The 26,078-nt window shown below is 45.0% G+C and carries 26 protein-coding genes; 20 read left to right on the plus strand and 6 right to left on the minus strand.

The features are described 5' to 3' along the window. Positions 1-40: 40 nt before the first annotated feature. From HRR27_RS06025 to HRR27_RS06055, 7 genes are all read left to right on the plus strand, one after another. A complete protein-coding gene (locus HRR27_RS06025; RefSeq protein ID WP_173271875.1) occupies positions 41-709 on the plus strand; it encodes a nitroreductase in 669 nt (222 codons plus the stop codon). Positions 710-812: 103 nt separating this feature from the next. Then, positions 813-1,643, plus strand: coding sequence for a hypothetical protein (locus HRR27_RS06030; protein WP_173271877.1), 831 nt, complete (start codon positions 813-815; stop codon positions 1,641-1,643). Continuing rightward, entirely contained in the window at positions 1,636-2,145 is a 510-nt protein-coding gene (locus tag HRR27_RS06035) for a DNA-deoxyinosine glycosylase (protein ID WP_173271879.1), read from the plus strand. Before HRR27_RS06030 ends, HRR27_RS06035 begins: the two co-directional genes overlap by 8 nt. Before the next feature lie 47 nt (positions 2,146-2,192). Further along, complete coding sequence (gene trhP, locus HRR27_RS06040) at positions 2,193-3,710, plus strand: prephenate-dependent tRNA uridine(34) hydroxylase TrhP (RefSeq protein WP_173271881.1); 1,518 nt, start codon at positions 2,193-2,195, stop codon at positions 3,708-3,710. Positions 3,711-3,861: 151 nt separating this feature from the next. Then, the gene (locus HRR27_RS06045; RefSeq protein ID WP_173271883.1) at positions 3,862-4,119 is read left to right on the plus strand and encodes a YfhL family 4Fe-4S dicluster ferredoxin; all 258 of its coding nucleotides are present in this window, start codon (positions 3,862-3,864) and stop codon (positions 4,117-4,119) included. 113 nt (positions 4,120-4,232) lie between these two features. After that, positions 4,233-4,529, plus strand: coding sequence for a DUF1840 family protein (locus tag HRR27_RS06050; RefSeq protein ID WP_173271885.1), 297 nt, complete (start codon positions 4,233-4,235; stop codon positions 4,527-4,529). A gap of 131 nt (positions 4,530-4,660) precedes the next feature. Next, a complete protein-coding gene (locus tag HRR27_RS06055) occupies positions 4,661-5,467 on the plus strand; it encodes a hypothetical protein (RefSeq protein WP_173271887.1) in 807 nt (268 codons plus the stop codon). On the opposite strand, the gene HRR27_RS06060 is transcribed toward HRR27_RS06055, so the two are convergent. Continuing rightward, entirely contained in the window at positions 5,443-6,174 is a 732-nt protein-coding gene (locus HRR27_RS06060) for a hypothetical protein (protein WP_173271889.1), read from the minus strand. The two genes, HRR27_RS06055 and HRR27_RS06060, sit on opposite strands and share 25 nt — an antisense overlap. Positions 6,175-6,455: 281 nt before the next feature. Here HRR27_RS06060 and HRR27_RS06065 point away from each other — a divergent pair, with 281 nt between their 5' ends. After that, positions 6,456-6,938: a hypothetical protein gene (locus tag HRR27_RS06065; protein WP_173271891.1), complete on the plus strand. Its 483-nt coding sequence runs from the start codon at positions 6,456-6,458 to the stop codon at positions 6,936-6,938. Between the two features lie 214 nt (positions 6,939-7,152). Here the strand turns inward: HRR27_RS06065 and HRR27_RS06070 are convergent, their stop codons facing one another. Continuing rightward, positions 7,153-9,783, minus strand: coding sequence for a methyl-accepting chemotaxis protein (locus tag HRR27_RS06070; protein ID WP_173271893.1), 2,631 nt, complete (start codon positions 9,781-9,783; stop codon positions 7,153-7,155). 321 nt (positions 9,784-10,104) lie between these two features. Here HRR27_RS06070 and HRR27_RS06075 point away from each other — a divergent pair, with 321 nt between their 5' ends. From HRR27_RS06075 to HRR27_RS06110, 8 genes are read left to right on the plus strand one after another with little or no spacing between them, the layout of a single operon-like run. Then, positions 10,105-11,085, plus strand: a complete 981-nt coding sequence (locus HRR27_RS06075) for a prenyltransferase (RefSeq protein WP_173271895.1) — start codon at positions 10,105-10,107, stop codon at positions 11,083-11,085. A gap of 40 nt (positions 11,086-11,125) precedes the next feature. Beyond that, on the plus strand, positions 11,126-12,028 hold the full coding sequence (cysM, locus tag HRR27_RS06080; protein WP_173271897.1) for a cysteine synthase CysM: 903 nt from the start codon (positions 11,126-11,128) through the stop codon (positions 12,026-12,028). 22 nt (positions 12,029-12,050) lie between these two features. After that, positions 12,051-12,545, plus strand: a complete 495-nt coding sequence (locus tag HRR27_RS06085; RefSeq protein ID WP_173271898.1) for a CYTH domain-containing protein — start codon at positions 12,051-12,053, stop codon at positions 12,543-12,545. Continuing rightward, positions 12,532-13,905 carry a TolC family outer membrane protein gene (locus tag HRR27_RS06090; RefSeq protein WP_173271899.1) on the plus strand — a complete coding sequence of 458 codons (1,374 nt, stop codon included), beginning with the start codon at positions 12,532-12,534 and terminating at the stop codon, positions 13,903-13,905. The genes HRR27_RS06085 and HRR27_RS06090 overlap by 14 nt, the downstream gene beginning before the upstream one ends. A gap of 59 nt (positions 13,906-13,964) precedes the next feature. Then, entirely contained in the window at positions 13,965-15,581 is a 1,617-nt protein-coding gene (locus HRR27_RS06095) for an ABC transporter substrate-binding protein (RefSeq protein ID WP_243830895.1), read from the plus strand. After that, positions 15,581-16,216 carry a L,D-transpeptidase gene (locus HRR27_RS06100; protein ID WP_173274266.1) on the plus strand — a complete coding sequence of 212 codons (636 nt, stop codon included), beginning with the start codon at positions 15,581-15,583 and terminating at the stop codon, positions 16,214-16,216. Before HRR27_RS06095 ends, HRR27_RS06100 begins: the two co-directional genes overlap by 1 nt. Further along, positions 16,210-17,133 carry a nickel ABC transporter permease gene (gene nikB / locus HRR27_RS06105; protein ID WP_173271900.1) on the plus strand — a complete coding sequence of 308 codons (924 nt, stop codon included), beginning with the start codon at positions 16,210-16,212 and terminating at the stop codon, positions 17,131-17,133. Before HRR27_RS06100 ends, nikB begins: the two co-directional genes overlap by 7 nt. 12 nt (positions 17,134-17,145) lie before the next feature. Then, a complete protein-coding gene (locus HRR27_RS06110; RefSeq protein WP_173271901.1) occupies positions 17,146-17,952 on the plus strand; it encodes an ABC transporter permease in 807 nt (268 codons plus the stop codon). Here the strand turns inward: HRR27_RS06110 and HRR27_RS06115 are convergent. Beyond that, positions 17,949-18,401: an MOSC domain-containing protein gene (locus HRR27_RS06115; protein ID WP_173271902.1), complete on the minus strand. Its 453-nt coding sequence runs from the start codon at positions 18,399-18,401 to the stop codon at positions 17,949-17,951. The genes HRR27_RS06110 and HRR27_RS06115 overlap by 4 nt on opposite strands. 86 nt (positions 18,402-18,487) lie before the next feature. Here HRR27_RS06115 and nagZ point away from each other — a divergent pair, with 86 nt between their 5' ends. Together nagZ and HRR27_RS06125 are read left to right on the plus strand one after the other, a co-directional pair. Then, positions 18,488-19,591: a beta-N-acetylhexosaminidase gene (gene nagZ, locus HRR27_RS06120; protein ID WP_243830896.1), complete on the plus strand. Its 1,104-nt coding sequence runs from the start codon at positions 18,488-18,490 to the stop codon at positions 19,589-19,591. Between the two features lie 21 nt (positions 19,592-19,612). Continuing rightward, positions 19,613-20,770: a mechanosensitive ion channel family protein gene (locus HRR27_RS06125; RefSeq protein WP_173271904.1), complete on the plus strand. Its 1,158-nt coding sequence runs from the start codon at positions 19,613-19,615 to the stop codon at positions 20,768-20,770. Positions 20,771-20,904: 134 nt separating this feature from the next. Here HRR27_RS06125 and HRR27_RS06130 read toward each other — a convergent pair whose 3' ends face one another. Both HRR27_RS06130 and murB read right to left on the minus strand, forming a co-directional pair. Next, on the minus strand, positions 20,905-21,522 hold the full coding sequence (locus HRR27_RS06130) for an START domain-containing protein (RefSeq protein WP_173271906.1): 618 nt from the start codon (positions 21,520-21,522) through the stop codon (positions 20,905-20,907). A 57-nt stretch (positions 21,523-21,579) separates the two neighbouring features. Beyond that, complete coding sequence (gene murB / locus HRR27_RS06135; RefSeq protein ID WP_173271907.1) at positions 21,580-22,602, minus strand: UDP-N-acetylmuramate dehydrogenase; 1,023 nt, start codon at positions 22,600-22,602, stop codon at positions 21,580-21,582. 52 nt (positions 22,603-22,654) lie between these two features. On the opposite strand from murB, the gene HRR27_RS06140 reads away from it, so the two are divergent. Both HRR27_RS06140 and HRR27_RS06145 read left to right on the plus strand, forming a co-directional pair. After that, positions 22,655-24,091, plus strand: coding sequence for a sodium-dependent transporter (locus HRR27_RS06140; RefSeq protein WP_173271908.1), 1,437 nt, complete (start codon positions 22,655-22,657; stop codon positions 24,089-24,091). Positions 24,092-24,452: 361 nt separating this feature from the next. Beyond that, positions 24,453-25,415: a porin gene (locus HRR27_RS06145; RefSeq protein ID WP_173271909.1), complete on the plus strand. Its 963-nt coding sequence runs from the start codon at positions 24,453-24,455 to the stop codon at positions 25,413-25,415. 77 nt (positions 25,416-25,492) lie between these two features. Here the strand turns inward: HRR27_RS06145 and HRR27_RS06150 are convergent, their stop codons facing one another. After that, entirely contained in the window at positions 25,493-26,026 is a 534-nt protein-coding gene (locus HRR27_RS06150) for a DUF3087 family protein (protein WP_173271910.1), read from the minus strand. Positions 26,027-26,078: the final 52 nt, after the last annotated feature.

Consider the following 26,078-nt stretch of genomic DNA (forward strand, 5'->3'; position numbering starts at 1 on the left):
GGACATATTCTATTCTTCATTTGGTTGTTTGGAGTGGTCAATGAAAGTTAGTCAAGCCTTATTACAACGCCGTTCTTGTCGTGCGTTTTTAGAGACACCGGTAGAGACCGATAAGATTGTTCAAATTTTAGAACATGCGCGCTGGGCACCTTCCGGTGTCAATATGCAGCCTTGGCAAGTGACGGTTCTGACCGGGCAAGCTAAGCAACGTTTAAGTGATGCTTTACTCAACGCCTTTACGAGTGAAAAACCCTCGGTAATGGATTACCAATACTATCCTCTGCAATGGCAAGAGCCTTACAAAGGACGGCAACGGGCTTTGGGTAAGCAGATGTTTGAACTTTTGAATATATCACGCGACGATAAATCTGCACGTTTGACGCAATGGGGGCGTAATTATTTGGGCTTTGATGCCCCATGTTTGCTTATTTTTAGCATTGATGCGTCACTTGAGAAGGGCGCTTATCTCGACTACGGAATGTTTCTGCAGTCGGTGATGCTTATGGCTGAAGAGCTTGGGTTGGCCAGTTGTCCGCAAGCGTCATTGGCTGAACACCCGGACTTACTGCGTGAATTTTTAGGCTGTCCAGAAAATGAACACTTTATCTGCGGAATAGCACTGGGTTATAAGGATAAAGAAGCTTTGGTTAACCAGTTGCAGCCGCCGCGTGAAGACGTGCAGCATTTTTGCCGTTTCCTTGATGATTAAGAATTTGATTTTATATGCCTATTACCCCATCATACATGTTAATAAAAAAATAAAACGATACTTCGCCTTGATATGATTGCCTGGGGCAAGGGACAACAAAACCATGGATAAAATATTCAACAAAGCGGATATTCAACCGCAGCAAATTGCGGCAGAGCTGCAGCAACTTTTGCTGGAGCTTCGTGCCTTTCGGCAAAGGTTGTTAACCTTATCGCCAGAGCAAATCTGGTTGCCGAATTTATGGCATAGTCAAAGTAAAGACAGGGTGCAACAGATAGCTGAGCATTTTACTCAGGTGTATTTCCAGCCAGGGCAAGACAGCAAGGAGACCACTCTGTTGCCGGGGGCGATTTTGGTTGATGACGATTTGATGCGTCAAATTGCGCAGGTGAATGCCGCTAAAGGTTTATTTAAAGCGCGAATGCAATTTGCCAAAAAGACCCTTGGTCGTAGTCCATATTTAAATTTGGTCAAAGCGGTAATTCACCCGCATTCGATTAGTCTGTTGCAGCTTTATCGTGATTTTCGCTGTCAATTTGACCCGCTCAGCGAATTGAAGTTTTCTTGGGTTTTTAAAGAAACGGCGAATGTCAGATTGACAGTGCAGGGGGCGATGAAACACATAACTGAACAGATTGAGAACCCGAAGATTCAACAGGATTTAATCCATCAGGTGGCTCAACTTGGCGAGGTAGAGTTTCTTTATCAAAGGCAAATCGCTCCGCATTTACAAGCGAATATGAAGTTTTTAACCGGCAAGACACAAGCTAAAAAGATCCACTCGCCACTGTTTCTTTTGCAAGCTGAAATGCCGCTGCTTACTCAGCAGGATTTGGCAATTGAGCCGACTGCTTTAATTAAAACGAGAGCGCCGCGTAAAGATAAAAAATCGTGGTTACGTTTATATGCAGGATTGAATTTGTATTATGCCTAAAGTTCATGATATTCAAGGCTTTGCGCCGATAATCCCAGCGCACCCTAAACTCTTGTTGCTAGGAACCATGCCAAGCGCTCAGTCGCTGCAGGATGGTTTTTATTATGCGCATCCGCGTAATGCGTTTTGGCCAATTATCGGTCACTTATTGACGCAAGAATTAAACACGGTTACACAGAAAAAAGCCGCGTGTAATCGGTTAGGAATCTTAGTCTGGGATGTGCTGGCTACTTGTCAGCGCGAAGGCAGTTTAGATAGTAATATCAAACAACCGCAAGCCAATGATTTTGCAGCACTCTTTAAAAAATATCCTCTTATAGAAGCGGTGTTTTTTAATGGCCAGTTGGCGGCTAAGTTATTTAAACAACAGGTGCAGGCGGTACAAGCAATTCCCGACGATTTGCGACAAGTTATTTTGCCCTCCAGCAGTCCGGCCAATGCGCGCTTAAAAATTAACGATAAAGCCTTGATTTGGGAAGAAAAATTACGTCCGTTCCTGTAGAATACGTACTTCAATTTTTTAACCACTTTTAATGTAGGAGATTTGCCTTGCAAGCAGAGACTCAAGCTAAAGTAGTATCTGAACTACTGTCGCCAGCGGGAACGCTGAAAAATATGGAATATGCTTTTGCGTATGGTGCGGACGCGGTTTATGCCGGTCAGCCGCGTTACAGTTTGCGTGTGCGTAACAATGAATTTAATGAAGAAAATTTAGCCAAAGGGATTGCGCGCGCGCACGAACTAGGCAAAAAATTCTACGTGGTGTCAAACATTGCGGCGCACAATTCCAAGGTCAATACCTACATGAAAGATATCAAGCCGATCATTGATATGAAGCCGGATGCGCTGATTATGTCTGATCCTGGTTTGATTGCTATGGTTCACGAACTCTATCCAGAACAAGAGATTCACTTGTCGGTACAGTCGAACGCAGTTAACTGGGCAACGGTGAAATTTTGGTATCAAAATGGTGTTCGCCGTGTTGTTCTCTCAAGGGAATTGTCGATTGCGGAAATTCGCGAAATACGTGAAAAAGTACCGGAAATGGAGTTGGAAGTATTTGTCCACGGTGCGCTTTGTATTGCTTATTCCGGTCGCTGCCTGCTTTCAGGTTACATCAATAAACGTGATGCCAACCAGGGAACGTGCACCAATGCTTGCCGTTGGAACTACAACACTTATGAAGCGAAAGAAGATGACTCTGGCGATATCGTTGGCATCAAAGTGGAAAACATTACCGATTTGACCGGCACCACTTCTCGTGACATGCCTGTACAAAATACTTATGAGCCGACATTAGGTGAAGGCGAAACCACCGATCAAATGATGTTGCTTGAAGAAGAAGGGCGTCCGGGTGAATTGATGCCGGCGTTTGAAGACGAGCACGGTACTTACATTATGAACTCGAAAGACTTACGTGCTGTCGAGTTGATTCCTGAATTGGTTGACATGGGCGTGCACTCCTTGAAAATCGAAGGCCGTACCAAGTCGCATTACTATGTTGCGCGCACCGCTCAGGTTTATCGCAAAGCGATTGATGATGCATTGGAAGGTAAAGAGTTTGATCGTAGTCTGTTGGATGATTTGGAGAGCTTGGCGAGCCGTGGTTATACTGAAGGTTTCTTACGTCGTCATGTGCATTCGGAATACCAAAACTATGAATATGGTGTATCAAAATCTGAACGCCAGCGTTTTGTTGGTGAAGTGGTCGATGTGATTGAACGCGACGGGCGTTCACTGCTTGAAATTGATGTTAAAAACAAATTCTGCGTTGGCGATTCGTTGGAAATCATGTCACCCGTCGGTAATGTGTCGATGGTTCTTGATCATATGCAAACTCATCACGATGAACTGGTGGATTGCGCGAAAGGTTCAGGCTGGTTGGTGCGCATTCCCAACCCATTTAAAGATTTGGATAAGGAAACCTTGTTGTTTTGCTTAGTTATGCGTAATGAGTCTTGGGGCGGTGATGTTAAACGCGACGCCGCGGCAAAGAAAGTCAAAGACGAGCAGAATAAAATCGACCAAGCAAATCGTGCTGCGGCGGCCGCGAAAAAAGCGAGTTAATCACGGACGAGAAACCCAAAGGTTTGATCAAAAATCGTTTTAAGTAGGGTGTTTAGCTTTCGCAAGCGGCTTGTTTTTAGCGGTTTTTATCTGGATTTCGTGGCTCTCATAATGTGATGAATTTTGTTTTTTAGCAAAAGGAAGAATGGGTATGGCGTTAAAAATTCTAGACGGCTGCATTAATTGCGATATGTGTGATCCGGAATGTCCGAACACGGCAATCTCAATGGGTGAGAAGATTTATGAAATCAATCCTGACCTATGCACCGAATGCGTTGGTTTTTACGATAGCCCAACGTGTATCAGCGTCTGTCCGATTGATGTGATTATCAAAGACCCTAATCGAGTTGAGGATCACGACACGCTCTATGAAAAATTTGTTCAGTTAGTGAATGAAGACAAAATCTAAAAAGGTTTTCAAATAAGGCGGCACAGAAATGTACCGCCTTTTTTGTGACCGCTGATTGTGATTTACGTAATGGAAATTTAACCTAAACAGACGTTTTTTATCAAGGAATCCTCATGATTGTGTTTAAAACCAAAGATCACCCAGATGTGAAAATGTTCGATCAAATCGCGTTGCATTTGATTGCTTTAATGGGGCGTAGCGATAGCGTGCCGAGCGCGCTCGCGGATGACGAAGTGGAGATGGCGTTTCATAAACTGCGTAAAGCCTTATCGAGCGCCAGCGCACAAAGCGGTGATAATTGGGATGACGACGCCTTAAGTATGTCACACCGCGGGCAGCCGTTACTGGATTTACTGGAGGCGGCCATGCAAAACCATGAATATGTTATCTGGGAAAAAACGTTGCTCTAAGGATGCAGAATCAGTCTGTATTGGCCTATTCTGCGTCTACTTAAGCCATCGTTTTGAAAAATTTCGATCAAAATAAGCGTAAGGTAAATTTTTTGCGGTTAAAGGTTGTCTGTTTTCTGGGTCTATTATCTGTGTTGAGTCCTTGGTATTCGGTCCAAGCAAACTCACGGGCAATTGATTTTACGCACAGTGATTATGTTTGGATTGGCGAGCGAATTTATCACAATGAAACCGGTAGAAAACCGGAAAATTTACTGTTTTGGAGCCCGCATGAGCCATTTCCTTCTTTGGGAATTGGTCATTTTATTTGGTTTCCGGAAAATCTGAATGCGCCTTTCGAGCAGACTTTTCCAAGTTTTATTCGCTTTGTTAAACACCGCCATCCGCAAACATCCATTCCTGTTGAATTTCAATCAGAATACCCACCTTGGAAAAATCGCGAAGCGTTTACGCTTCACAAACAGCGCGGAGACTTAGCGGCGTTACGCCTTTGGTTAATCGCAACCATGCCCTTGCAAGCAGAATACATTGTGCAGCGTTTTGATGCGGGTTTGCCAGAAGTGTTAGCAGGTTTTTCAGTGGCCCAACAAATCCAAGTGAGCGCTTATTTACACCAGCTAATGCAGACTAAAAATGGGCTTTTTAGCTTAATTGATTACAGTAATTTTAAAGGTTTTGGATCAAATCCAATAGAAAGATACCAACAACAGGGCTGGGGCTTGTTACAGGTTTTAGAGCAGGTTTTGCAAGCGCTCGACCAGGATGGAGTTGATGTCGAGCAGATTGAGCCGCAGCAGGCGTTGACACAATTTATCGCAGCGGCGAAAGCGACTTTAGCAGAGCGTGTCGCTTTAGCCCCACCTGAAAAAAATGAAGCGCGTTGGTTGCCGGGTTGGCAACGGCGCTTAGAGGCCTATGGTGCCTTGACGCCAAATTGATAAGTAGGTTGTAAACGGCCCTCAAAGTAGTAGTCAAAGGTGACTGTGGTGCCATTCGCATTCTGACCAATCTGTTTTAAAGGTTGGATCGCCGGTCCGTTTTTTATCTGCAATTTAACAAACGCCAAATTACTCTCGCCCAGCTCAAGAACCTCTTGCAGGTGCATCGGATAATAGCCATCTAAAAATTTACGCATATAAGGCCCGCGCGGTAACTCCCAGACCTGCAAGGTAGGATTGTAGGTGAGAGTCGTGCTGATGCCTCTTATACAGATTTGCGCGCCTTTTTGAACTTTTGAAAGGGCCACTTTATCCGCACCTACTTCAATATTAGCGATGTTTGTACTGCTTAGAACGTCTAAATTTGTGGTGGTTTTGGGGTTGTAAACAATCTCTATGCTGTTAATCGCATCAAGATTTTTATGGCATTGGGTAAACTCAATTTGCTGGGTTTGTGTTGCGTCTTTTAAGATTCGTAGTCTGTTCTCTAAAGCATAATTTCCCTCGGTCAAGGCAGGGTCTACATAAGTTAATTGGCCTTCGTTAACACTTATGTTTAGGTTACTGTCGTCCTCTAGCCAAGCCTTTTCTGCTGGTGTTAAATCTTCGTCTTTAATTGGCAGTAATGGAAAGGCTTGCGCGCTTTGCCAGCCAATCAACAGGTTGGAAAGCAAAAATAAACGGTAAAGAGAGTGGTTTTTTTTCATTGCGTTACCGCTTCGACTGTTGGAAAAGAGTGTTATTTTTTGACTAATCATCTCTTCTTGTCAATCTTCGCTACTCATCGAAAAGTTTGGGCGGTATTGGGTGATAGGACAAGATTGAAGAAATAAGGCGTTTTGGTTAGTTAAATGGTCATAAAAATACTTTTTTATTGATTATTGAAGAATCCTGTAGATTGTCATAAGTAATATTTATCTATGGTATCTGTCGTGTTAATATAAGTAAGATTTAATTTATAAAACTCACTTTCTATAAAGGAAACTTCATGCGTAAATTTATTTTAGCGGCATTCGCTGGCTCGGCATTAATCGCTTCATCAATGGCGAGTGCCGCCGGTAACTGTATTCAGGTTCAGCCAAAAGTGGAAGATATGCGTGCGAACTTCCACGCAAACTATCTGCCAAATTTTATTCCGGTTGTGGTGAATAGCGAAGCGGCTTTAAACTTGAGTGCAGAACAGTGCCAAATATTTAACGAGTTCCGTACCACTAAAGGTAAAAATGGCAAGGCTTTGATTGAAAAAATCAACCAGATGGAAAAAGAGTCACAAACGCTTGCTTTAGCTGGCGCTTCGTTGGAAGAGATGAAAGCGCGTCACGTAAAAATTGCCGAGCTGCGTGAAAAATTGATGGTCGGAAAAATGAACTGCCATCAGTTTGTTAAAAAGAATCTAACAGCAGAGCAGTATGATAAGTTAATTAACGAAGTCTATCCTGCGATGCTTGCCAAAGCACAGGCGCGTATTTAGTCATTCGTCTATTGCCAGCGAAGGGCGCAAGAGCCACCTCTTTGCTATGTTCCTTATCCATCGTGATGGCTATGAGTGAGGGGCAAGCTTAGAATTTGTCGCTTGCAATTCTGCGCTGAAGTCAATGGGAATTGGTTCTGTCTCGCTCTAAAAAAGCCCAGTTAAATTCTTTAATCCGGGCTTTTTACGTTGTTAGCGAATGATGCAAATGCGTTTAAAAATCAGCCCATTCATCGCCGTTATCAGCTGGCTTGGGTTTGCTTGGTGCGGGTTTTTGAACACTTGCTTTAGGTGCGACAGCCGGCAAGGTTTTATTGGCCGAAGTTGAGCGCGCAACAACGGGTTTTGCTGCTGTTTTAGGCGCCGTTGGTCGTGAATTTCTGGTGTTGCCAGTCTTAAAGAACGCCATATTGTCTTGTAAGTTTTGTGCTTCTTCGCTCATTGTTTTGGCTGTGGCAGACGTTCTTTCAACTAAGGCTGAATTTTGCTGAGTCGCTGCATCGATATCGCTAATCGCTTGATACACTTGATTAACCCCTTCGGCCTGTTCGGCAGAGGCGTGATTAATTTGATGAATCATGCTATTGGCTCGATCGATTGCCGTTGTAATCTCTTGAATGACTTTCCCCGTTTCGCTAGCCAATTTGGTGCCTTGGTCAATGCGGCTGACGCTCGATTCAATTAAATGTTTGATGTTTTTTGCCGCATCGGCTGACTTTTGCGCCAGCGCACGAACTTCACCCGCAACTACCGCAAAACCACGACCATGTTCGCCAGCCCGGGCTGCTTCAACGGCGGCGTTCAGTGCGAGTAAGTTGGTTTGGAAGGCGATACTGTCAATGAGCGTGACAATTTCTGCAATTTCATGGCTGGAGTCTTGAATAGAACCCATTGCTTCTATGGTTTTTTCCATAACGACACCTGCTTGGGTCGCGCTGTGGTGGACTTCCTCAAAGACTGTCGTGGCTTGATGTGCGCTTTCGGTATTGTTTTGAACAGCGGAGTTCATCTCTTCCATGGTGGCAGAAGTCTCTTCTAAAGCGGCCGCTTGTTGTTGAACACGAGAGCTTAAATCGCTGGAATCGCTAGAGAGTGAAACCGCTTCACTTGTGACCACGCCAGAGGTCTGCACAGCTTGATCGACAATGCTGGCTAAGCGATTTATGGATTGGTTTACTGCGGTTTTTACGGCTTCTAACTCACCACGATATTCTCCTTGAATACGTTGAGTCAAATCACCGCTGGCTTGTCCTGTGACCACATGATTAATTTCGCCAAGCGCTTTTTCAACCACGTCCATTGATTCATTAATTCGGTCTTTTAGTAAGGTCAATTCGCCTGCTGTTTGTCCTTTAATGCGCGTTGCAAAATTCCCGTTACGCATCTCTTGCATGACGGCGTTTACTTCACGAATGACTTGGTCAGTTTGATTCATTGCTACTTGTGCATTGTGAACCATGGTTTTGAAATCGCCGCTGGCGACGCCCGAATTGATGGTGATGGTGTAGTTACCGTCTTTCAGAGATTGCATCACTTTTGATAGCTCTTGCATGACGTGCGAAATATTGTGGGTACTGTTGTTGATACCCTCTTTTAGAATCGCTAAATCACCACGATATTCGCCGTTGATAGTGCGGGAAAAATCTCCGGAAGCAATCGAATGCACTACGTTATTTGCTTCGTTAAGCGCTTTGCTGACATTGTCTAATAAGCTGTTGAGCGCATGAGAAGTTTGTCCTACTTCATCGTTTGAAGTTACATTAAATTTCTGCTTAAAATCGCCAGTTTGCAAAATCGAATCGGTAAGGTTTTGTACGGCCACCAGTGGTTTAATGACGACGCGATTGACCAACAGAACCAATACACCAGTTAGCGCGATAATTCCGGCAATAATCCCAAAAATTGATAACCAGGCAGCGTTCATCGCTGCATTAATTGGTGCACTGTAAACTTTTTTGTCCAGTATAAAAAGGTGGCGTCCAAAAGGTTTACCGGATTCGTCTAAGGCGGCAATGTCAATATAGGCATGTTGACCAATGACATACACATCACGCCCATCAATGCCACCTTGCTGATAATTTTTTGCCAGTTCAAGCGACTCTGGGGGAAACCAGCTGTTATTGGCGACCACATAATCTTTGTCTATGGTGGTGTTTTTATTGAGTAGTTCCGCGTTGCCAAACTTAGCTTTCAGGTAATTTTTATCGACCAATAAAACCCAATATCCTAGATGGTCTTGTTGAAAGGCTTTGCCAACCGACGCCAAGCCTTGCGTCATTGAGAGCATTCCCAGCATACGCCCTTGATCCATGACCGGTGATAATGCCACTACACCAACGCCGCGCTCATCAATGGTTAATGAGCCAAAAGCCTGTTTATCCGCACTGACTTTTTGGAAGAACGCATCGTTGTTGTGGTTTTTCTGTGGCGGCTTGTCGCTCCAAGATTGAATAATGGATTGACCATTCGGTAGAATCACTTCGGTTTTAATATTTTTATAATTTGATTGTTCTGCGTAGCGTTGGCGAATTGAATAAATCAATTGACTGATGTTATTGCTGGACGCGTTGTTTAACGCATTAATGGTGTCTTGGTGAAAACTTAAGGCTGTTGAACCGATAATCCCTCCTTGGATTTTAAGCGCCAATTGGGATTTGATATAAGCCTGCATTTTTTCTGTTAATTCTGCTTCTACTTGTTGTTTTACCGGCGCAACCGATGAAAAATACAGCATTATGCCAATTGTGAATGCCACCACTAAGCCAACAACGCTGGCAATTGCGATGACTTTAGTGCGCAGTGATGAGTGGGATGCGGAATGGAGTGGCGAGGATTGAGTTGACATAAGTAGGCCTTAAAATCTGCTTGCGTAACCTAGTGTACGCAATGAATGAATAATAAACAGGTCGATTAAAAGTGCGATCACACTTATTCGCTAGTCAAGGATGTGCGAGTTTAAATTTACAGGTTCTTTTGATGTTAATATGATGCCAAAATTCTTGTTTTGAACCTTGTTTACTGTCAATTTTACGGTTCTTTCCCAGCATTAAAGGGGTATTTTTTGCGGTTAAAAAATATTAATTAGTATTTTTTACAAGTAAATTAATCGCCGCATAGTAGGTGGGTATTGCACCAAGTTACGCGCGTTTCAAGTTAAAGAGGATCTATGTCGGTTGTTAAATCTGTACTCATGGCAACACGTCCGAATTTTTTATTATTGAGTGTTGCGGTGTTGACTTTGGCAGCCGCGCTGAGTTTGCACATCTTGCAGCAAACATCGAATGCAATCCCATTCAATAAGACGCATTTGGCTCTGCTTTTACTGGTTTTTATCTGCGCTCATGCGGCGGTGAATCTCAAAAACGAAATTGATGACAGTCGATCAGGATTAGATGCAATCACAGTAAAAACCCCTTTCAGTGGAGGGACAGGGGCGCTTTTGACCTCCCCCCAAGCGCTAAAATTTGCCGAGCGTTTATTTGCGGTTTTGTTTGTGCTGTTGCTGTTGTTAGGTGGCTATTTTACGCTGCAGATTTCGTTCTGGTTGCTGCCGTTAGGTGTGCTTGGATTGGGGCTTATTTATTTCTATACCACGCACATTACCGCTATGCCCTGGTTCTGTTGGTTCGCGGCTGGTTTTGCGTTTGGGCCGATTATGCTGTTTGGGGCGGTAATGGTCTTAACCCAGACTCTGACGCTGTCCTTACCGGTGGTCTTAGCTGGGTTGTTGGTTTTTATCTGGGTAAATAATTTATTGTTACTCAACCAGCTTCCGGATGTGTTTGCCGATCGGCAGGTGGGGCGATTTAACTTATGGATGCGCTACGGTTTAAAAGTCAGATGGATGTTTTTCAGCAGTGTGTATTTGAGTCCGTTAGTAATTTTTGGATTTGCCCAAAGCGTGCAGATGAGTGTGTTGCATTGGGCACTTTTGTGGGTCATTCCAATGGGGTGGTTACATTTGGCGTTGGCAAAATGGTTAAATTCGGTCGAAACAACGCAAGTGAATGACGTCATGCAGCAAACACGTGCATTAAGCGAGGAAAATCTTGCCAAATTGCGCCCAATTTTGGCAATGAATGTCATAATAAACCTCCTTTTGCCTTTGAGTCTTGCGTTGATGTTGCTGGTGTCAGTCATGCGCTGAGTTTTAAAGTCATACTCTGTTAAAAAATAAAAGGTTGTTTATGTATCCAACGCTGATTGATTTTGTCGGAAATACCCCACTTGTAAAGGTACAACGCCTAGTTGATGCACAGACCGGCAGTGTTGTGCTTGCTAAGCTAGAAGGGAATAATCCAGCCGGTTCAGTAAAAGACCGCCCGGCACTGTACATGATTCAGCAAGCGCAGTTGCGCGGTGATATTCGCCCCGGTGATACGCTGATAGAGGCGACCAGTGGCAATACCGGTATCGCTTTGGCAATGGCCTCCGCTTTGATGGGTTATAAAATGAAGCTGATTATGCCCAATAATATGAGTATGGAACGCAAAGCATCGATGGCGGCCTACGGTGCGGAATTGATTGAAGTCAGTAAAGAGGACGGCATGGAAGGGGCGCGCGACTTGGCTCAGCAGATGGTGCAACAAGGCCAAGGAGTGATGCTCGATCAGTTTTCCAACCCAGATAATCCGTTGGCGCATTACCACTCGACGGGTCCTGAAATCTGGCGTGCAACAAAAGGGACAATTACCCATTTTGTTAGCGCCATGGGAACAACAGGAACCATTATGGGAACCTCAATGTATTTGAAAGAAATGAATCCAGCGGTGCAGATTGTCGGCGTACAACCCGAAGATGGTGCTGCGATTCCTGGCATCCGCCGTTGGCCACAAGAGTATATGCCAAAAATCTATCAACATACTCGAGTAGACCGCATTATTGATATGTCTCAAAGTCGAGCTGAAAACACCATGCGCGCGATGGCAAAACAGGAAGGTATTTTTGCCGGCGTCTCTTCTGGAGGGGCTATGGCTGCCGCCTTACAGTTGGCCAGCGAGGTGGAGAATGCCACGATTGTGACCATTGTCTGTGATCGTGGTGATCGTTATCTCTCGACCGGGGTGTTTAACCCACAAAATTCAAAATAACAACAGGATTTGCAAACGACTTATGGCCAGAGAAATTGAACGCAAGTTTTTATTGACTGATGATTCTTGGAAGGCGGCGGCTTATCAACAAACGGATTTTGCACAAGGCTATTTAACCCCGTTACAAGGGGCAGCCAAAAGTTCGGTGCGTGTGCGTATTGAGGGGAGTGTCGCAAACATTAATATTAAGAGTTTGGAAATTGGTCTCAGTCGCGATGAGTATGAATATGCAATTCCGTTAGCGGATGGCGAAAAAATGTTGACCACCTTGGCTGTCGGGCCGGTGATTAAAAAGACGCGCTATTTAGTCAAACACGGCGAACATATCTGGGAAATTGATGAGTTTTTCGGTGATAACGCTGGATTGGTGGTCGCGGAAGTGGAAATGCGTGCAGAAAACGAAACCGTATTGCTGCCAAATTGGGTCGGTAGAGAAGTGACGCATGAAGCGCGTTATTACAATATTAGTCTGTCTGAATATCCTTTTAAAGATTGGAGTGAAGATGAAAAAAAGTAAGCGAATCAATATGCTGGATAAGAAAATGAAGTCGAATTTTTGTCCTCAAAAACGGCTTGCTTCCGCCATTGCTTTCAGTTTGTCGTTGGTTGTGCTACCCGCCGCCGCACAAACCGCCGGTTTGGTCGATGTTTATAAAATGGCGCGTGATTATGATCCGCGTTTGGCGCAAGCAAAAGCGCAGTATCAGGCCGATCAACAGCAACTTATCGCTTTGGAAGGGGGATTGCGCCCACAAATTCAAGCGGATTTGAATTATGCGAATCAGAGCAGTATTCGCAATGCTTCTGACATTGACACCACCGATTTGTCCTTAACCCTGAACCAAAGTCTGTATCAGCATGAGTTATGGGCCCGTATCGACCAGTCTGAATTGGCGCTAACGACTTCCGAATTAGCATTAAAAACCGCAGAGCAAGATTTGATTTTAAATGTTACCGAAGCGTATTTTGCGGTGCTCTTAGCACAACAGACTTTAAAGCTGTTTCAGTCTCGTGAGGAGTCTGACCGATTGCAATTGGAAAGTGCTACCGCCTCGGCAGAGGTCGGCTTGGCCAGTCAGGTTGATGTACTGCAAGCTAAATCGAATTATGATATTTCTAAATCGAATCGAATTAACGCAGAAAACAGCCTAGACATTGCGCAAGAAGAGTTACAAAAAATTACAGGTCAAGCGCTCGACCAGCTTAAGACGTTACCGATTCAAACCGAATTTGCACCGCTGCAACTGAATCTTTCTGATATTGAAAAAACCGCGCAGATGCAAAATTTGGCTGTGCAAACCGCAAATACACAAGCGCAGATTGCCAAGCAAGAAATTGAGGTGCAAAAATCCGGATATTGGCCAACAGTATCTTTGCAGGCCCGGATAAACGACACCAGCTATGACCGTGTGGGTTCAAGCTCGAGCTTGCAAGATAATACGCGTAACACAATAAGTTTTAATGTCTCCGTGCCGATTTATTCTGGCGGTTCGACCGATGCCAATATCACCGCTGCGCGTTTTCAGAGTCAAAAGAGTTTAGAAGCGTTACGCGACAGTAAAAATCAAGCGCGGGTGAATGCGCGTACACAGGCTCGTAATATTCAGCGCGGTGAAGTACTTATTGCCGCTTTGCGTGAAGCGGTTAAATCGAATGACGCTTTTTTAGCGGCCGCTGAAGAGGGTTTTAAGGTTGGTTTAAAAGATTTATTGGAGGTGTTTAGTGCGCGATCCAATCAAGTCAATGCCCGTAAAAATCTAATTGAAGCCTTGCATAATCAAGTACTTAATCAACTTAGATTAGAGGCAACCTTAGGTGATCTAAGCGAGCAAGACTTACAGCAATTTGATCAATTGTTGCGCACGCTTGCCGAATAATGTGGGAGAGAAGCGCTTTTTGTTGTCACTGCCTAATGTCCAACTTCTAGGACAAGTTGATGTCTAATCGTTCACCATCGAATGGCTCACTAGTCCACTCGCTGGCGCGTCGTGCCTGGTTAAAGCGGATTTTTCGTGTGCCGTTGACTCGCTTGGCAATGCCTTTTTCGAGCGTGGTTTTAGGGTTTGGGGTATCAGGTTTGACCGCCTGTTCACGGCCTGCTGAGGCAAGCACCATACGCATGGCGGTGAGTGGGCGGGCGCAGATGTTGGACCCTCGTAAAGCGACTGATGCACTGTCTAGTCGGGTTAATCGTTTGCTATATCGACAGTTAATTGATTTTGATGAACGTTTTGCGCCAGTGCCGGATTTAGCTTCTTGGAAAGTGCTTTCCCCAACCCATTACCGTTTTAATTTGCGTGAAGAAAGTCTGTTTATTGATGGCTCTCGGTTGACGGCTGTCGATGTGGTGGCAACCTATCAAAGTGTTTTGAATCCAGAATTTGGTTCGGCACATCGCGGTTCGTTAAAAAATATTGAGGCTCTGAATGCGCTCGATGAGCAGACCATCGACTTTCATTTAGCCGAGCCGGATGCCTTGTTTGTCGGGCGCTTGGTAATCGGCATCTTACCGCAACATTATATTGCGCAGCAGCACCCCTTTCACCTTGAACCGATTGGTTCAGGAGCTTGTCGCTGTGTACAAATTTCTGAACAGTCCATTGTTTTGCAAAGGCGTGACGATAAAGTATTGCTCGAATTTGTCCCCGTTAAAGATGCCACGGTTAGAGTGTTAAAGATTCTTAAAGGTGAAGTTGATATTATCCAAAATGACCTTTCGCCGGAGTTGGTCGATTACTGCCGTCATCAGCCCCAGGTGCAGGTGGATTTTGCCGCAGGCACTAATTTTGGTTATATCGGGTTTAATTTTGAGGACAGCTTGTTAACTCAGTTGCCGCTACGCCAAGCGATTGCTCACGGAATTGATCGCCAAGCGGTTATTGATGCCATGTTTAAAGGACGCGCTCGTCTTGGTAAGGGGTTGTTGGTGCCTGAGCATTGGTGTGGTGTGCAAGAATTAGTGGAATACGAATATAGCCCAGAAAAAGCAAAAGCCTTGCTGCAGCAGGTGGTTGTACCGGACGAATTACGTAGAAAAGATGAACATAATCAACCAATTATCGAGCTAAGTTATAAAACCTCAAACGACCCAACTCGGATTCGCTTGGCCACCATTTATCAAGCACAACTTAAACCGCTCGGCATTCATCTAAAAATTCAGAGTTATGATTGGGGGACTTTTTACAACGACATTAAACAAGGTCGTTTTCAGCTCTACAGTTTGGCTTGGGTTGGGGTAAAAAGCCCGGATATTTTTCAGTATGTGTTTGCTTCCAATGCGATTCCACCAAAGGGCGCCAATCGCGGACGTTATATTGATGAACAGGCTGATGCTTTAATCGCACAAGCGGCGCAGAGTGTCTCGCTGGCAGAACAGGCTGAACTGTACCGCGAATTGCAAAGGCGTTTACAGCAACAATTGGCGGCGATGCCTTTGTGGTACGAAGACCAATATGCCGTGTTGCGTAAGCAAATTTCGGGTTATCGACTTTTTGCCGATGGGCGTTTTGATGGCCTGCTTAACTGCCATAAAAAGAGTGGTTTAAGCACGTGATGCTGCAATGTTTAATCGCTTCGATTGCCGACCAGCGTTTGTATCTCTGTAGCTTGAACCCTGATACCCAACAACAGACCTTGCAATCATGGCCAATCAGTTCTGCGAAAAAGGGCATTGGAAACCTGAAAAACTCAAACCAAACACCTTTAGGTTGGCATTTGATACGCGCTAAAATTGGCGCAGAAATGCCGATCTACAGCGTTTTTAAAGCACGCCGTGCAACGGCAGAGCTTTGTGATTTAGCCAGTGCAGATCCGCAACGCGATTGGATTTTGTCGCGGATTCTCTGGCTCAGTGGTATGCAAAAAGGAATTAACCGTTTGGGAAATTGCGATTCAATGCAGCGTTTCATTTATATTCATGGCACGAATCAAGAAGACTTGCTAGGCAAACCCGTTTCACATGGTTGTTTACGGATGAAAAACACGCATCTTTTGTCACTGTTTGATCAGCTCAACATCGGTTGTCCACTTTTGATTAGTGTGGCGCCGATACGATCGGTCTTAGCGCCGATTGTGACCCAAGTTGCATCAGTTGGCTCCAATTACATAAAACAAAAAAATGAATTAAATCAAATTTTTAACAACGATAGTTTGAGTCGTTTCATGGCACTGTTGGAGGTGTCATGTTAAGTTATTTGATCCGTTTGCTCGGCTCGGTACTGTTTGTTTCGTGGGTGGTTGGTAGTTTGGTTTTTTTCTTACTCCATCTCGTGCCGGGAGATCCGGTTGCCGTTATGCTGGGTGATTGGGCTTCACCTGCGGATGAAGAGGTATTACGTGAACAGTTAGGGTTGAATCTGCCGATTTGGCAACAGTATTGGCAGTATTTAAGTGGTCTGATGCAAGGGGATTTAGGCGAGTCTCTGTTTTTTCAACAGCCGGTCGCCACTCTCATTAGCGAGCGTTTTCCATTAACGGCACATTTAGCGTTGATGTCAATGTTGTTAGCGATTTTAATCGCATTTCCATTTGGCGTTTGGGCTGCTTTACGCGCCGGTCGGTGGCCGGACCATTTTTCGATGGGCATCTCTTTATTGGGTGTGTCGATTCCGAATTTTTGGCTGGGCCCGATGTTGATTCTGTTTTTTTCCTTGTGGCTGGGGTGGTTGCCGGTTAGTGGTGCCAGTCAACCTTGGGCGTGGGTTTTACCTACATTAACCTTGGGGACAGCCTTGGCGGCGATTTTAGCGCGGATGCTACGCGCTTCTTTATTAGAAGTGATGCATGAAGATTACATCCGTACTGCTCAAGCAAAAGGACTGTCATCCGTTGCGGTCTATGGCAAACATGCTCTGTTTAATGCCTTATTGCCGGTTGTTACCATCTTGGGATTGCAACTTGGTACTCTGCTCGGCGGAGCCGTGATTACCGAAGTCGTATTTGATTGGCCTGGATTGGGGAATCTCTTAGTCGAGTCGATTCAGCGCCGAGATTATCCGGTAGTGCAGGGCTGTATTTTGGTCATATCTGTGGCCTATATCAGTGTTAATGCACTGACCGAACTGGTTTACGCTTGGCTTGACCCGCGTATTCGATTAGCGAAATAAGCTGTAAAGCGCATGATTTATAAATTGAGTTTAACCTTATTAATGCTCTGGCTGATTATGGTGGTCGCCTCCTTGTTTGTGGGTGACAGCGCCAATGCGGTGAATTTGCAAAGCTTGCTGCAACCGCCGTCGAGTGCGCATCTCTTTGGCACCGATGAACTAGGGCGGCCACTGTTAGAACGTGTTTTGCTTGGTGCACAAACGTCGATGATGGTGGCGCTGAGCGTGGTGATTTTTTCGGCATTGATTGGCACCACTGTCGGAATTGTCAGTGCTTATTACGGGGGTTGGATTGACCGTGTCTTGACGAAAGTCATTGATGTGTTTTTGGCGTTTCCGGGGTTGTTGTTGGCGATTGCCTTGGCGGCGGTCTTAGGGCCGGGCATCGAAAATGTGGTGTTTGCTTTGGTCGTCGTCGGTTGGGTCGGTTATGCACGTTTAGCCCGTGCGCAGACCCTTAGTTTGCGCTCGCGTGAACATATTCTTGCGGCGAAAGCCCTAGCCGTTCCGGATCACCAGATTTTTTATCGTCATCTGTTGCCTTTGATTATGGCTCCTTTAGGGGTCGAAGCAACCTTTGGTATTGCCGGCGCCGTATTGGCCGAGGCTGGCTTGTCATTTTTGGGTTTAGGTGTACAGCCGCCGGACGCTTCATGGGGCAATATGATTAAAGAGGGCACGCGTTATTTATTAGTTGCGCCACATTTGGTGTTAGCGCCCGGTATTGCATTGATGTTATTGGTGCTGGCAGTTAATCTGCTTGGCGATCAGTTTCGCGATTATCTTGATATTCGCGGCCGCCAGCAAAAGAATCTTTAATCTAACCACTGTACCTGTTCTCCGCATTCAATTTTTCCCGCGTGAATCACTTGGCAGCGCGCGCCGCCGCGCCAGTTCGGCGTTAAGGCTTTTTTTAATCCCTGGGCAATGCTGTCCATACGGGAGCAGGGATCGGTTTCACAAGTAATTTGCAATATCGCCTCGCCAATTTGTAAGCGGCGTCCAATCATGGCATTGCTAAACTCAATGGCATCAATCAATAAGTTGGCGCGCCTCTCAATCCAATCAATCTCTTGCGCAAAAAAGTCGTCCGTTTCGGCCAAAGCGGCTTGCCAAGAATGTAAGCTCAGCAAGGTAACGCTGGTTCTCGGGTTTTTCGCGCCGCGGTAATCGCCCAGTCCATTGTGCGGGTTAAGTTGGGCTTGGGTTAATTTTTGGATAGCGCCACGGCTTTGTTGATGCACCGCAATCCCGATTAGTTCCGCCATAAGAAAATCTCCCATAAACGCTTTTCTGTGGTTACAATTTGCAATCACTATAACAGCTGAAAATCGCATCGGTATAAAGGATTTGTATGCAGTATTTCGCCAGTCGAGCAATGTCCTTAGGTTCCATTATGATTGATGTCCAAGGGACCCGAATGGATGCAGTGGAGCGTGAACGCTTATTGGATGAGAAAGTCGCAGGGGTGATTTTATTCAGTCGTAACTTCGAATCCGTCGCCCAGCTGCGCGAATTAACCAATGAAATTCATAAACTCCGCCACCCCCGTTTACTGATTGCGGTGGATCATGAGGGTGGACGTGTTCAACGCTTTAGAGATGGTTTTAGTCGCTTGCCTGCGATGCGCTTATTGGGTCATTTTTATCAGCAAGAGCCAAAGTTGGCGCTTGATTCGGCTTATAAAATCGGTTGGTTAATGGCCGCTGAACTGCTCGCTTGTGGTGTGGATTTTAGTTTTGCGCCAGTATTGGATTTGGATTATGGTGGGTCCAAAGTGATTGGCGATCGCGCCTTTTCCGGTGAGGTTAAAAGTGTTGCAGCATTAAGTCATGCGCTGATGCAAGGGATGCGTCGTGCAGGTATGGCCTCGGTTGGCAAACACTTTCCAGGGCACGGTTTTATTGAAGCCGATACGCATTTAGAAACCGCAGTGGACTCTCGCTGTTTGCAACAGATACAACAAAACGATCTGCAGCCCTTTTTGCATTTAATGGCAAATGGGTTGGATGCAGTCATGCCTGCACATGTCATTTATCCACAGGTGGATTCCAAACCAGCCGGTTTTTCAGAGTACTGGTTGCAACGCATTTTACGTGAACAGTGTCATTTTGAAGGCGCGATTATCAGCGACGATATGTCGATGCAAGCGGCGGTTGAGTTTGGCGATGCAACACAGCGCGTGCGCCAAGCGTTACAAGCAGGCTGTGATTTGGTTTTGCTGTGTAATGATTCGCAAGCGGCCGATAAAGTGCTGGCAGAATTGCTTTGGGAAGGTGATTTATTGAGCCATGCTCGTTTAATTCGTCTGCACGGGCATCATCATTACAGTTTTGAAAAACTGCGGTTTGATCCGCAGTGGCAAGCCGCTGTGCAAGCGGTTGATTTTTTAAATGTTTGGGCTGAGCAACAAGTATTGAGTGATGTTTACGGGGATTTTTCCGGCTCGCTACTGTAAGTTGATTATTGGAGCAACGTGATGCAATGGAATGAATGGGTCGCCTTTTTTGAAGGCTTGTTACCTTTCTGGAATGAATTGGTCGAGCTGTTTGGCGGGCAGATTTGGCTATTGGTAGTAACAATTATTTTGACCGTAACCGCTTTGTCAGACATGGTACAGCGCCGCGTTTTGCGTAGTTTGCATTATCAACTGCTACGTCATGAAAAAGTCTGGTTAGACAGTTTTGTTGATGCTGCACGTGCGCCGGCGTCTTTTTTTATTTGGGTGACGGGGACGGTTCTGGCACTCAATACACTCATTTTAAAATTTGGGGTTTATGTCGATTTAATCCCGTTTGTGGACTCTTTTAAATCGACTATTTTGACCTTGTCGGTAGGTTGGTTTGTCATCCGATTAGTGCAGCGTTTAGAGCGTCATCTAAAGGATTGGGCGCGTGAAGATGAACGCCTTGACCAGTTGACGGTTGAAGCCTTGGCGAAAATCATCAAATTGCTCGCTTTTGTTCTGACCGGCTTGTTCTTCTTAAATGCGTTTGGCGTGAGTTTGACCGGCTTACTCGCTTTTGGGGGGATTGGTGGTATTGCCGTGGGCTTTGCAGCGAAAGATTTGCTGGGTAATGTGCTTGGTGGTTTGATGATTTATCTGGATAAACCCTTTACCGTTGGGGATTGGATTCGTTCGCCAGATAAAGAGATTGAGGGTACGGTAGAGAAGATTGGTTGGCGGATGACAACAGTGCGCACTTTTGATAAGCGACCACTGTACATCCCGAACGGAATTTTTGCTAATATCGCCATTGAAAACCCGTCGCGGATGAGCAATCGACGCATTAAAGAGACAATGGGAATCCGTTATGCCGACGCGGATAAAATGGCAAAAATTGTTCAAGATGTGCGCGCTATGTTGCAGAATCATCCGGAAATCGATACCGAAGAAACGTTGATTGTAAATTTTAATGGCTTCAATCATTCCTCGCTGGATTTCTTTATTTACACCTTTACCAAAACCACACAGTGGGTGTTGTTTCATGAAATCAAGCAAGATGTTTTGTTAAAAGTGATGGCGATTGTGGAAAGCAATGGTGCGCAAATGGCGTTTCCAACAAGAACTCTGCATTTGGAAGTGGAGAATCTCTCTGAAGGCTCGGTGACTGAGGCGCTAAAAAATTCAAAGTGAATCTGATAGTCGTAATTTTTAGAGGCACTGTCTGCGTAAAAGCTCGTTCGGTTTGATCGAATGTTTCTCGCCCGTTTACGTTAAATTTAAGGAGACGAGGTCTGTCTCCTTATAAAAGCGATGAGGTATTTGGATTATTGGTTTTTTTCCAATATCCGTTTGAGATTTTTTAATGATTCGTACGGCATTTCATAAGCCATGCTATTGGCCAAACAGCTCGGCAGCAACCCACCGGGTTCAGCGGCGACTTCAAGAGTGACTTCAGTGTGCTCTTCATCCAGTTTTTTTAAGTGCCAATAGCCGTCAAGTTTGGTAATACGCACCATGCCTTCTTGTGGTGGCAGTTCTTCTGGTTCAGCGCGCAAACGAATGGTGATTTCTCCGGGCAGCTCATCTTCCACTTTAACTCGCGTTATGCTGTCTCGGTCGCTCACCGGCCATGGCGCGGTGGTAATGCTGTAGATTAAAAACTCTTTAGCATTAAGCTGTTTAAGCAATTTGGCGGATTTGGTTTTGAAATACCATTCTGGGGATTTTTCGGTGGCGCCAATAAAGTCAAATACGCTTTGCATCGGTGCGGCGATGGTTACTTGACCGCGAAATGCTTTGAAGTTGGTATCGGCGACGGACTGCGTCCAAACTTGCACGTGCTGGTTATTTTCAACGGTGGTTTGCTCTTGCCAAGCAATACTTTGCGCGGAAAACAACAACATACAACCACCAAGCGCACTTAAATAAGTTTTGCGCTGCATAGGCTCTCTCCTTGACATCAAAAAATGAGAATGGTGATGTGGAGCATTTTATTGTTGTTATAGGATGATTACTTCGGGTTCCAGATAAATACCAAATTTATGGTTTACGTCTTCTTGCACCAGCTGAGCCAATTCCGCTAGTTCGCTTCCAGTCGCGCCGCCAAGGTTGACGAGCACCAAAGCGTGTTTCTGGGAGACGCCAGCAGAGCCATGTCGGTGGCCTTTCCAGCCGCAAGTTTCAATTAACCATGCGGCTGGAATTTTGTAACTGCCGTCCAACATTTTGTGGTGCGGTATGTCTGGGTAATCGTTTTGCAAAGTATGGAAATAATTGTCATCCACCACAGGGTTTTTGAAAAAACTTCCGGCGTTACCTTGCACCGCGGGATCAGGGATTCGTTGTTGTCGAATACTGACGATTTGGTCAAACACCATTCTCGGGGTAATTTCTTCTTTTTTATGGTCTTGCAAAGCAACTTTCAAGGGGTCATAAGATAAATTTGCTTGGCCATGTGAAAATTTTCTTAAACGCAAGGTGATGCGATAGACCATTAAGCGGTTGATGTATTCTTGTTTGAAAATACTGGTGCGGTACCCAAAGTTACATTCGGCATTACGAAACTCACGATGTGAACCGTCATACACATTAAGCGTTTGTACACGGGTAATGACATCGCGTGCTTCTGCACCATAAGCACCGATATTTTGAACCGGTGCCGCGCCAACTGTACCCGGAATTAAGGCTAAGTTTTCTAGCCCCCACCATTTTTTATTTACCGTGTATTCCACCAAATCATGCCACTTCACTCCTCCGCCTACCGACAACCATACGTTTTCATCGTCCTCTTTAACAATGCGTATTTTGTTAAAGGTACAGCGCAGCGTGACGCCGGGGAAGTTATGTGTGTAAAGTAAATTGCTGCTGTCGCCGACAATGCGCCACGGTAATGAGGCCAATTTAACATCGGTACGAAGGGTCAGAATGTCGCTCTGTTTATTGATTTCCACATAATATTGACTGCGAATATTGACACGGAAAGTGTTGTGTTTGAGCAGGGAGTAGTTGGCCTGAATATGCATATGCTTGGGTTATAATAAAATTCAATTGCCAAATATTATAAGAGGAAAGCGTATGCAACAAGGAAAAGTTTCACCGGTATCCTGGTCGTCGCAGACGGTGTTTATATTAGCGGCCATCGGCTCGGCTGTCGGGTTGGGCAATATTTGGAAATTTCCCTATATTACAGGTGAAAACGGTGGCGGCGCATTTGTGTTGGTGTACCTTGCGGCTATTGTGCTGATTGGCTTACCAATTTTGCTGGCTGAGTTGATTTTGGGTCGGAGCGCCAAAGCCAATCCGGTGCAAGGGATGGGCTATCTGGCAGCGCAGTTTAAAGCCAGCCGTTGGTGGTGGTTGCTGGGCTTAAACGGGGTGCTAGCCGGTGCGTTGATTCTCTCTTTTTATACGGTAATTGCCGGTTGGGCGGTCGCTTATTTTGTTAGCAGTGCCCAGGGCGCCTTTATCAATATCAGTAGCAGCGAAGTGGGCGCGCACTTTGATAAATTGTTGCTTAATCCGTGGGAGCTGTTGTTATGGCACACGATTTTTTCGTTGGTGACGATTTTCATTGTCGCGCGAGGGATTCGCAGTGGCATTGAAAAAGCGATTAGCTGGATGATGCCCGGACTGTTTTTGATTTTGCTGGTGTTGTTGGGCTATGCAACCACGACAGGGGCTTTCGGCCAGAGTTTTCATTTTTTGTTTAATCCGGACTTTGCAAAATTAAGTTGGCAAGGGGTGTTGGTGGCAATCGGGCACGCCTTTTTTACCTTAAGTATTGGGATGAGTGCGATGATGGTCTACGGTTCTTATCTTGATGAAAAAGCGTCCTTGGTTAAGGCGGCGATATGGATTGCCATTGCCGACACAGTGATTGCCATCATGGCCGCTTTGGTGATTTTCTCAATTGTTTTTGCCAATTCGCTAGAACCCGCGGTAGGGCCAGGCTTGCTGTTCCAAACTTTGCCTGTGGCTTTTGGGCAGATGTGGGGCGGGTGGTTGTTTGGTACTCTGTTTTTTGCGTTGGTGATTATTGCCGCGCTGAGTTCAGCAATTTCTTTAATCGAACCCGCATTAAGCTGGTTAGAGCAACGCTGGCAGATAAGACGCGCGCCAGCAGCTTGGGCATTGGGTGGTCTGATATGGTTGATTGGTATCGCCAGTGTACTGTCGTTTAACCATTGGAAGTCTTTTTCACTTTTGGGTGATCGCAATATCTTTGATACTTTGGACTTTATCACCACAAATATTATGTTGCCGCTTGGCGGTTTGATGATGAGTCTATTTGTTGCTTGGGTGATGGATAAGGAGACACGCCGAAGCCAGCTTAATCTTAATAGCACTTTTGAGCGCGCTTTAGTGTTTGACCTTAAGTGGATTGCCCCCGTAGCGATTGCCTTGGTTTTTGCCGTGAATTTGTTGAGCGCGCCGACAAGCTATCTGCTGGTATTCGGGTTTGTTCTGCTTTATGGCGTCTATATTTGGATCTCGCATTACCCTAAAGACTAAGCATGCTGTCTCTGTGTAAAATTGATCGTTTTGTGTTTCGCTGTATCACCCAAGCGAAAAGTTCGCAATTCCCCCTGTTTGTTAAAGGTTGTTATTTATGTAATTAAGTTACATAAATAACAAATTTGCGTCCAATTTAATTGTTAACTCTTTGTTATTTAAGGTTTTTAGGCTGGGTTTAAGCAGATTAGGGATGTCTTTAATAACTAATTCTTATTTATACATACAAAGTTTTTAATAACGCATGGGCTTGTAGAGTGATAAATTTGCCAGCGTAAAAATTCTTGACGGTAAATAAGGTTTACTCGCTAATGAATTCAGAATTCTTTACAAAAAAATAAAAACACTATGGAGACTCTAAATGAAAAAGACGCTACTACTTGCGAGCATCGCGGCAGCATTCACTACCCCTGCAATGGCAGAAAATACTATCTACGGTGATTTCCGTGCATCGGTTTTAACTGGTGACATGGCTGGTGCTACAGATTCTGCTTTTGTAAACAACGCTTCTCGTATTGGGATTAAAGGTTCTCAAGGCGAAGGTGATTTGAAAGCGATTTACCACATTGAAATGGGCGCTAACAATGACGCTGCTACAACGCCACTAACAAGCCGTTTCTATTTTGCCGGTCTTCAAGGATCAATGGGTAAATTGATTTACGGTCGTCTTTCTACTCCATACAAAATGACGGGCGTTAAACAAGACCCGTTCTACGATACTTCTGCGGGTACTGCAAACGGTGGTTCTAACTACGGTTCTTCTAACCTAATTAATGGTTTCTCGGAAAACTCATTTGCATACTACTCACCAAAAATGGGTGGTCTAACTTTTAACGCTAGCTACTCTATGAGTGAAACTGCTGGTGTTGATGCTGGCGCAGGTGTAGGTGTTGAATATGCAGCAGGCGGCATGAAATTTGGTGTTAACCATATGATGTTAGACAAGAATGGAACAACTCCAGTAGCCGGTTCTGCAAACATTGATTCTGCAACGCGTGTATACGCTGGTGCAAACATGGGTGCATTGAATGTTAACCTATCTTACGAAATGTTAGATGATGCTGGTGATACAACATTGACTCAAATCAATGCAACGTACAACGCGACTAAATCTATGAAGCTAGCGGCTTCTTACGGTATGGTTGACTCTGATAATGCGGCAGCAACTGGTCGTCATGCAGACGGCGATAACATCACTGTTGGTGCATTCTACAATGTACTGCCAAAAACAACAGTACACGCGTTATACACTAACACAGACTTCACTTCTGCAGCTCAAACTGATCGTGACGGTGTAGCTCTGGGTGTTAAACAAGCGTTCTAATTTTTAAGAACCGCTCTGTTTTGCAAAGTAAAAAGCCGACGTTATGTCGGCTTTTTGCGTTTACGCAAGACGAAAACTTAATCGTCTTGTCTGTCTTCTTGATAGTGTTTAACCCATTCTGGGTCGAAACTGAGTTGCTCTAACTCTAATCCTAAATGTGTCATTTTTTGTTCTAGTTGACGTTTTTCCACTTCCATATCCAATAAAGCACTGCTGTTTTGTTCAAACTGATGCATTTGGGTTAAGCCAAGATGATAAAAACGCAAAATTTTCATCGCTTGTGGATCGTCTTTTTGCACCGCTTCTTGAATGTGACGCAGACGGTTGGTGACGTGCATCAGATTGCGTTTTAGGCGAAAACCGTACATCGCCTCGGCCATAATCGGCTTGTCGGCCATGAATTTTTTAACGATAACAGCGGTGATCAACAAGCCGACGAAAGCGCCGAGAAAATTCAGCACCAACTTATTGCTGTTGTATTCGCTTAGATAATGCACGCTCAGACTGGCAAATAGAAAGCCGATGACAATAAAAATCGCCAGCATGACTAAGGTCGCATTACGTGATTTACGGCGATAAATTATGGCGTCAATGGGTTCGATGGTAAACATAATAACTCCCGATTATTGATAAGAATAACCGGGGTATTGTAGTTTGTTTGAC

The sequence above is a fragment of the Thiosulfatimonas sediminis genome, from assembly GCF_011398355.1.
GTDB lineage: Bacteria > Pseudomonadota > Gammaproteobacteria > Thiomicrospirales > Thiomicrospiraceae > Thiomicrorhabdus > Thiomicrorhabdus sediminis_A.